The 7328-nt window shown below is 57.6% G+C and carries 7 protein-coding genes and 2 pseudogenes; 5 read left to right on the top strand and 4 right to left on the bottom strand.

Annotated features, from left to right (window positions below):
- Nucleotides 1-157: 157 nt before the first annotated feature.
- Nucleotides 158-316, top strand: a complete 159-nt coding sequence (locus tag NO887_RS18300; protein WP_256419601.1) for a hypothetical protein — start codon at nucleotides 158-160, stop codon at nucleotides 314-316.
- A gap of 52 nt (nucleotides 317-368) precedes the next feature.
- Here the strand turns inward: NO887_RS18300 and NO887_RS18295 are convergent, their stop codons facing one another.
- Nucleotides 369-920, bottom strand: a complete 552-nt coding sequence (locus tag NO887_RS18295) for a DUF7342 family protein (protein ID WP_256419600.1) — start codon at nucleotides 918-920, stop codon at nucleotides 369-371.
- 104 nt (nucleotides 921-1024) lie between these two features.
- Nucleotides 1025-1954 (bottom strand): DMT family transporter, encoded by a 930-nt coding sequence (locus tag NO887_RS18290; protein ID WP_256419599.1) that lies wholly within the window; start codon nucleotides 1952-1954, stop codon nucleotides 1025-1027.
- Between the two features lie 333 nt (nucleotides 1955-2287).
- Between NO887_RS18290 and NO887_RS18285 the strand changes: the two genes are divergently transcribed.
- The 3 genes from NO887_RS18285 to NO887_RS18275 all read left to right on the top strand — a co-directional run bounded on the left by NO887_RS18285 (nucleotide 2288) and on the right by NO887_RS18275 (nucleotide 5066).
- Nucleotides 2288-3154 carry a DUF502 domain-containing protein gene (locus NO887_RS18285; RefSeq protein WP_256419598.1) on the top strand — a complete coding sequence of 289 codons (867 nt, stop codon included), beginning with the start codon at nucleotides 2288-2290 and terminating at the stop codon, nucleotides 3152-3154.
- A gap of 100 nt (nucleotides 3155-3254) precedes the next feature.
- Complete coding sequence (locus NO887_RS18280; protein WP_256419597.1) at nucleotides 3255-3413, top strand: hypothetical protein; 159 nt, start codon at nucleotides 3255-3257, stop codon at nucleotides 3411-3413.
- Between the two features lie 270 nt (nucleotides 3414-3683).
- Nucleotides 3684-5066: an ATP-binding protein gene (locus NO887_RS18275; RefSeq protein WP_256419596.1), complete on the top strand. Its 1383-nt coding sequence runs from the start codon at nucleotides 3684-3686 to the stop codon at nucleotides 5064-5066.
- Between the two features lie 142 nt (nucleotides 5067-5208).
- On the opposite strand, the pseudogene NO887_RS18270 reads toward NO887_RS18275, so the two are convergent.
- Nucleotides 5209-6447 (bottom strand): annotated as a pseudogene (locus tag NO887_RS18270) (RNA-guided endonuclease InsQ/TnpB family protein).
- A 197-nt stretch (nucleotides 6448-6644) separates the two neighbouring features.
- Here NO887_RS18270 and NO887_RS18265 point away from each other — a divergent pair.
- Nucleotides 6645-7217: a DUF6498-containing protein gene (locus tag NO887_RS18265; RefSeq protein ID WP_256419595.1), complete on the top strand. Its 573-nt coding sequence runs from the start codon at nucleotides 6645-6647 to the stop codon at nucleotides 7215-7217.
- Here the strand turns inward: NO887_RS18265 and NO887_RS18260 are convergent.
- A pseudogene (locus tag NO887_RS18260) lies at nucleotides 7210-7328 on the bottom strand (IS6 family transposase); the annotation flags it as partial. The gene NO887_RS18265 and the pseudogene NO887_RS18260 sit on opposite strands and share 8 nt — an antisense overlap.

Here is a 7328-nt window from a genome sequence, read left to right as displayed (position 1 = left end):
GTTGAGTCGGCTTGTTTCCATCAACATTGTCAAGCGCCTCTTGGAGTTCTTCGACAGAGATCTCGTTGAGGTGATCCATTACAGGCAACATATATTTCTGAGTAAAAAGTTCTATCGACTACTATAGGTTTATTGACTCATACTAGAAAGAAGAGACATGAGTCGCGAAGCACCGGACGACGCCAATATCATTTCAGACGAGGAGCTCACCGAGTTACTCGCCGATGCGGAGGGGACGACGCCCGAGAAGATCGAGCGCGGTGCCGCCGAGGTCGAGATAGCTTCTCCGGGAGAAGCCGCTGTCGTCGACGAGTGACGTCGGGGAGTCCGAGAATATCGCGCTAACCACGGTTTGTGTGAAAGAGAGGTTAGCTCGTGGCGCGGTCGGCCACGTCGGCCATCTGTTTGCGAGCAGCTTCGACGTCGGAGTAGAGTTCCAGTGCGTGCTTGATGAGGCGGCGATCTTCCTCGTTCTCGCGCCAGAACGCGATGACGTCGCGGCGCTCTCGAAGCTCGGCACTTGCGAGGTCGCCGTCAGCGAGCGACTGTTCGAGATCTTCCCACATCTCGACGTCGTAGGTCGCCTGCCACCCCTCGATCTCCTCGGTGATCGCGGCCAACTCGTTGCGCAGATCCTCGCGGGTGTTCTCCTTAATGAGCGTCCGGATCTCCTCGAAGAGTAGGCGCGTGTAGTCCGGCTGATAGCGCGTGGTCTCGCCGGCTTCAACCCGACACAGCTGCCCCTGGTCGACGAGATTTTGGAGTTCCTTGTTAGTCGTGCTCCAGGCGGCGTCGGCCTGCTCGCTGATCCAGTTAACTGAGCGTGGTTCGCGAAGCGTCTCGGCGACCGCTCGAATACGGTCGCGGGCGCTCATCGACTCAGTCCATGACGGGACCTCATCTCGCGAGGATTCGGACATGTGTGGACCTCTTGCGACAGTGTTAGCGCGGAGTTCTCATATATCTTTGTACACTCTCGCATTATCAAGAGGCTATTACGAGCAAGGACACCCAACGAATGCGTTCAGGAGGACTTCCTCGGGTGATCGGTAACCATGTGCCGCAATGTCCCACGTAGCGCCCGCCACTTCGCGGCGACGAACCCCGCGAGGATGAACGCGAACCCGACGATAGTCGCAGACGTGACCTCCTGCCCGAGCACGAGCCAGCCTGCCAGCGCCGCGAAGACGGGGATTACGTACTCGATGAAGCTCATCTCGATCGGGCCGAGGTCGTCGAGGAGCGTGAAGTAGAGCAGGAAGCCGCCGACGCCGGCGACCGCAGAGAGGTACGCGATGGCGCCAAGCGCGGACGACGTCCACGTGGCAGTCGCGAACGACTGACTGGGCAACGCAAGGACAGCGGCGTGGAGGACGATCGCGCCGACGGCCATCATCCACGCCTGCGTGGATACGAACGGCATCGACGGCGATCGGCTGTGGGTGACGACCGCGGCGACAGCGAACGCGAGTGCGGATGCGAGTACGAGCGCGACACCAAGGACACTGTCCGCGAGATTCGCGGGGTCAGGGTCAGCGATGATGACGACACCAACAAACCCGAGCGCGACGCCAAGCGCAGTGGCAGAAGTGAACTCCTCATCGGTGGAAACGAGCCGCGTGAGAGCGGGCGTCACCACGGGGACGAGCCCCAACAAAACGGCTGCGACACCGCCCGTGACATACTGCTGGCCGGCAAAGAGGAATGCGTGATGGGCGCCAATGATGAGGGCACCGCCGACGAGCACGTAGACGTAGTCATCCCGAGTCCGAGGACGGACGTCCGCACCAGAGACAAGAACGGCGGCGAACAGCAGCACGGCAGCGACATCGAAGCGCACGGCTGCGAACGGTACGGCGGGAAGATCTACGAGGCCGACGTCCGTCGCCATGAACGCCGTCCCCCAGACCGCACACAGCAACACGAAGCGGCCAGCCGTCCGGTAGCGACTCATTCACGAGGAGGTCGCCGCCAACGGCGAAATATGCGTCGAACCCCCCGGCAATCCGATCATCCGTTGGTAAAGCGTATTGTGAACGGAGGGTAGCTAAAAATCGACAATTGAGTTCGATACGCAGCGAAATGGATTGTGTCAGCATTGTCGGATTCACTCCCGGCGTAAACGCCGGGATTCTCTCCTCGTAGAAAGATAGACAAGCACGATCACCATTCGTCCCGATCCGGAGGATTAACTGCCGAGACAGCGTCCCCGCTGAGACGAGCGGAGTATGGTGAGCTTGTTGACCGGAGACAGTACACATTTACCGGCGACTGAGTATTCTGTCCCATGTCGTCCCCCGACGACCCCGAGTCCTCCACCCGAGTCACGAGCCGAGCCAAACAGACCGGACAGTCGCTGTATACACGGATATACGATTCGCTGATCACGGGGATCGCGATTATGATCCCGGTTATCGTGACCCTATATATCGCGAGCATCGCGATCGAGTTCATCCGGAACGCACTGGACCCCTTCATTCGACTCCTACAGTGGGCCGGCGTCATCCAACGAGCCGAAGCCGGCGGCGCGGTCCAACTGCTCGTTGAGATCGGGATCTACTCGGACGTGGTCGCGTTCTTCTCCGAGCTTGTCGCGATCACGGTGTTGGTCCTCGTCATCGGCGTTGTCGGGGCAGTCGGCCGGAATCGTTACGGGCAGAAGGTCGTGGACGTGTTCGATCTAATCGTCTCCTCGATCCCCGGCATCGGAACGGTGTACAAGAGCTTCCGCCGCATGGGCGACGTCGTTCTCGATGAACAGGACGACAAGTTCCAGGACGTCAAGCTCGTCCAGTGCTTCGACGAGCACGTCTACGTGTTGGGGTTCAAGACCGGCGACTCGCCGGTGACGATCGAAGACTCGACCGGTCACGAGGAGATGGTCTCGATATTCCTCCCGTTGGCGCCGAACCCGGTCACGGGGGGCCTGTTGACGTACATCCCGAAGTCGGACATCTACGACATCGACATGAGCATCGAGGAGGGCATCCAGAGTATCCTCACGAGCGGCGTGGCCACGGACAGGGATGCGTCGAGTGCCCCCAGTATCAGCCTGAGCGATATTCAGGACTCACAGCAGTTTCAGGACCTGCGAAGCGCGATGATCACCACCGAACGCGACGACGACGAGATGAACATAGGGCGTCAGGAGTAGTTCGGCTTTTCGGGGGCACGCGGATGCGAGATCGACGGAGCCACCCCGCGAAAGCAAATCTCCTATCGGTGCTTATTGACTCATACTAGAAAGAAGAGACATGAGTCGCGAAGCACCGACCGACGCCAACATCATCTCAGACGAGGAGCTCACAGAGTTACTCGCCGATGCGGAGGGGACGACGCCCGAGGAGATCGAGCGTGGTGCCGCCGAGGTCAAGATCGCTTCTCCCGAAGAAGCCACTGTCGTCGACGAGTGATGTCACCGCGCTAGAGCCGCTTCTCGGTGGTCTCTTTGTGACCGGCGGCGACGTCCATCACCGAACCAAGCGCTGGTCTATCCTCCTGGCGACGGGTGTCTGGTGTGGCACGTCCCTGACAGTTTCTGGGGGAGCGTAGCCCGGCCGGGATGGTGGGAAGTATCGACGCTGGTCGCAGCCACAGACGGAACCAAATAAAGAAATCGAGATTTCAGAAATTGTAATTTCCAAAATCGGGGGTTCTATTTGGATAGGAGTTGAACGGGTGGTATGGAACAATTCGTTGATCGAAATGTGGAACTCGATCAGCTCACGGACTGCTACGAATCCGAGACGGCAGATTTCATCGTACTCTATGGTCGTCGCCGCCTCGGGAAGAGCGAACTCGTCAGACAATCTATCGCTGATCGGAACGATTCGGTGTACTACCAAGCAGTTGAGTCCACAGCTCAAAATCAGCGTGAGCAGTTCGTGGAGACTGCCACCGCACAGTTCCCGTCGCTACAGAATGTCCGCCGTGACTGGGAGACACTGCTTGCAGCGCTGGGAGATGAAGATGCCATCGTCGTCATTGATGAGTTCCCCTTCCTCATTGACGAAGACGAATCACTACCATCCCGGATCCAACGGGTTTGGGACACAGAGTTACAGAAGACGGGAATGACGCTCGTGCTCGTCGGGTCGTCGATCAGCGTCATGGAAGACAAGGTGCTTTCCGGAAGTGCACCGCTGTACGGACGGCGGACAGCAACGATCGATCTCAAGCCGCTCTCCGTCGGCGACGCCCACAAGTTCTTCCCGGCGTATGACCCGGAGACCGCGATCGCCGCTTGGTCGATTTACGGCGGCACACCGTACTACCTTCAGACGATCGATCCCGACCAGCCGTTAGGAGAGAACGTCCAACAAGCGATCCTATCAGAGCGTGGGTTGTTGTACTCAGAGCCCGAATTTCTGCTTCGAACGGAACTCCGGCAACCAAACACGTACTTCAGTATCCTTCGGGCGCTCGCTCACGGTCGTCGAACGCCGAACGAGATCGCGGGCATGGCCGGCGTGGAGTCGGGGTCACTCAGCACGTATCTCCAGAAGCTTCGGCGTCTTCGTCTCGTTGAACGCCACATCCCTGTGACGGAATCACCGACGGCGTCGAAACGCGGACGGTACCGGATCGCAGCGCCGCTGTTCCGATTCTGGTTCCGGTTCGTGTACGGGAATCAGGATCAACTCCACCTCCTCGGCGACGACGCATACGACGACCTCGTGGCACCGGACCTCGCGGATTACGTGAGCCCCCTGTTCGAACGGCTCTGTCAGGAAGCGGTCCCAGATCTGATTGATCGACAGTTCAGGGATATCGGACAGTGGTGGTTCAAAGAACACGAGTTGGACATCCTCGGGCTCACAAACGAGGGACTCGTCGTCGGCGAGTGTAAATTCACGTCCCAGCCTGTAAGCGAAGGTGTCCTTGCGGATCTTGAGCGAACCGCGTCGGAAGTGCGGTGGTCAGAGGGGCCAGCAGACGGGGAGCCAGTATATGTCCTGTGTAGCCGCTCCGGATACACTGATGACCTCAAACGCGTCGGTGAGTCCCGAGATGATGTTCTCCTCTTCGCGCTGTCCGATCTGATCGCTGCTGACGGTCAGTCCTAGCACAACGAGGTGACATCCGGGTGTGCTTGGCAACGACAGTGTGGTGTGGCACAGCCACAATCACCAGACGAATACCGGACCTCGACAGAGCCAGTAAGCTACCACGGCCTGAAGGCCGTGGCATTCAGCGTGAACTCCTGTTCTAACCCGTCAAAGGGGCAGGCGAATACTCGCCATTCACGTTCAACGTCCCGCTGTTCAAGCGCACGCCTACGGGTGCGCCTCCACGGCCAGACTTTTGCTGATCGCGGAGATACTTCAGACCGATATTCTTTGCCGCGTTGTAATCCGCGTGAACCTCGTACCCACACTTTAAACACTCAAACTCATCCTGCCCATTGTTGTGCGGGCGATTATCCTCGTGGGTGAACCCGCACTTCGAGCAACGCTGACTCGTGTACGCCGGATTAATCTGCTTCACTTCAACCCCTTTAGACTCGGCTTTGTACGTGACGTACTCGTAGAGTCGGTGGAACGCCCACTTGTGAACAGCCTTCGCGTGAGGAAGGCGTTCTCGGATACCTTTGAGTTGCTCGAACACGATGTGCGTACAGTCGTTCTCAAGAGCTTCCTTCACAAGTTCGTTCGAGATCGTGTGAAGAAACTGCTCGAAGCGCCCAGTTTGCTTGCGACCGACCCGCTGAACATTCTCGTGAGCCCAGCGAGTGCCGATCTGTTGCAGGTCGCCTCGTCGCTTCTCGTACTCTCGATGCCAGTGGTTGAGTTCGCCGCCACTCCAGAATTCGCCGGTTGAGGTGGTTGCGATGTTTGTGATTCCGAGGTCAACACCAAGGACGGAGACGTGCTTGGTATCGCCTTGTTCGGCCTCATCGTCCTCCACGGCGGGCTTTGTCCGCACATGAAGATAGAAACAGTCCTCAACCTCATCGTAGTGGAGCGTGGCTCCGTTCACGTCGTAATCGTCGTTGAACAAGTACGCCAAATGTGGCGTGTCACGACGTTCATCAGGGAGGATGAAATAGGCGGTGACCCGCCCGTCGATGGTGGCGAGCGTGGCGTGGTCGTCGTTGACGGTGACGGTTCTTGCGTCGTAGCTGGCGAACCGTGACGTGAAGTGTGGTTTCGAGGCTTTCTTGCCTTCCTTCCATCGTGCGACGACTCCTTTGACGGCTTCTGCGGCGCGGTTCCGTGCGGCTTGCACGAGATTGGCTGGGAGCGGTGAGTCGTCTCGAACGTCGTAGTACGTGAGGTCGTGGAGTTTGGTTTTGCTGGTAATTTTTCAGTCGGGTTCCCACGCTGTGTCCACGACGTGGTTAGCAGCATCAAGGAAGCAATCGGTTGTCTGGTGAAGAAGGGCCGCAGCACTCTCGTCCACATCGAGTTTGATGGGTACGGTTCGAGTGCTTGAATCCCCCACCATCTGTGTTTCATATGTAGAAGCCTGTATTTATAATTATTTGAATTAGCGTGGGGGAGTTAGCCTGCTATCGAACGTAGTTTGTGTCCCTGTTGTCGGCTTCCTCCCGCGCCTAAAGTCGCGGGTATCCGCCTTGAATATCTATGATCAAACGATATATTCAGGAGTCGCTTCAAGCGGTTGGTACCCCGTACGCGAGTATGTATACATTGCCCCCCACCTCACCATACCGGTCGCTCACAAGCCTCATCCTGATTGGCGCAAATCTTGTGCCGCTTGTCGGCGTCGTTGCTTTTGGATGGGATCTCTGGGCACTGCTTGTTATCTATTGGATTGAAGCGTTCAGTACAGTCCTGTTGGGGGTGGTGAAATCACTCTTTGCTGAGCGCGGGTCACCTGATGTTGTCGGTCAGATCGAACCGTTACACGAGCTCCGAGAAAAGCGAGGTGGGTGGTGCCCTCAACCGGGCTGGCCGCCAGTCTATCCACGAAACATCCCGTTCGGGGTTTCGATGCTTGGAACATGGGCACTCACAGTTATTCCACCAAGCGCGTTATACTGGCTTTCAGTTGATCACACAACAGTACTCTCGATCAATCTCCTGCTCGGAATCGGAGCATTAGTGATCGCTCATGGTTCCGAGTTCATCGTAGAGTATCTTGGACGGCGGGAGTATACCGATGTCTCTGCGAGAGAAATACTACGAACGCCAGCTCAGTTGACATTCGCCGTGATGTTTCTTGCGATGCTCGGGGCGGTAGTGTTCAGATAAGCTGATTCCATGCGAAAGCGAACGATCTGAGCCACTCGTCAGCAGTTTCTGCGTCGGCGTTGCTGAAACAGTTTGAGAAACAGGTAGTTCGACGTTTTATCTCACGAAACA

The sequence above is a fragment of the Halorubrum laminariae genome (genome assembly GCF_024494655.1).
GTDB lineage: Archaea > Halobacteriota > Halobacteria > Halobacteriales > Haloferacaceae > Halorubrum > Halorubrum laminariae.
The sequence above is the reverse complement of the archived record's forward strand: the minus strand, read 5'-3'. Positions and strand labels throughout refer to the sequence as shown.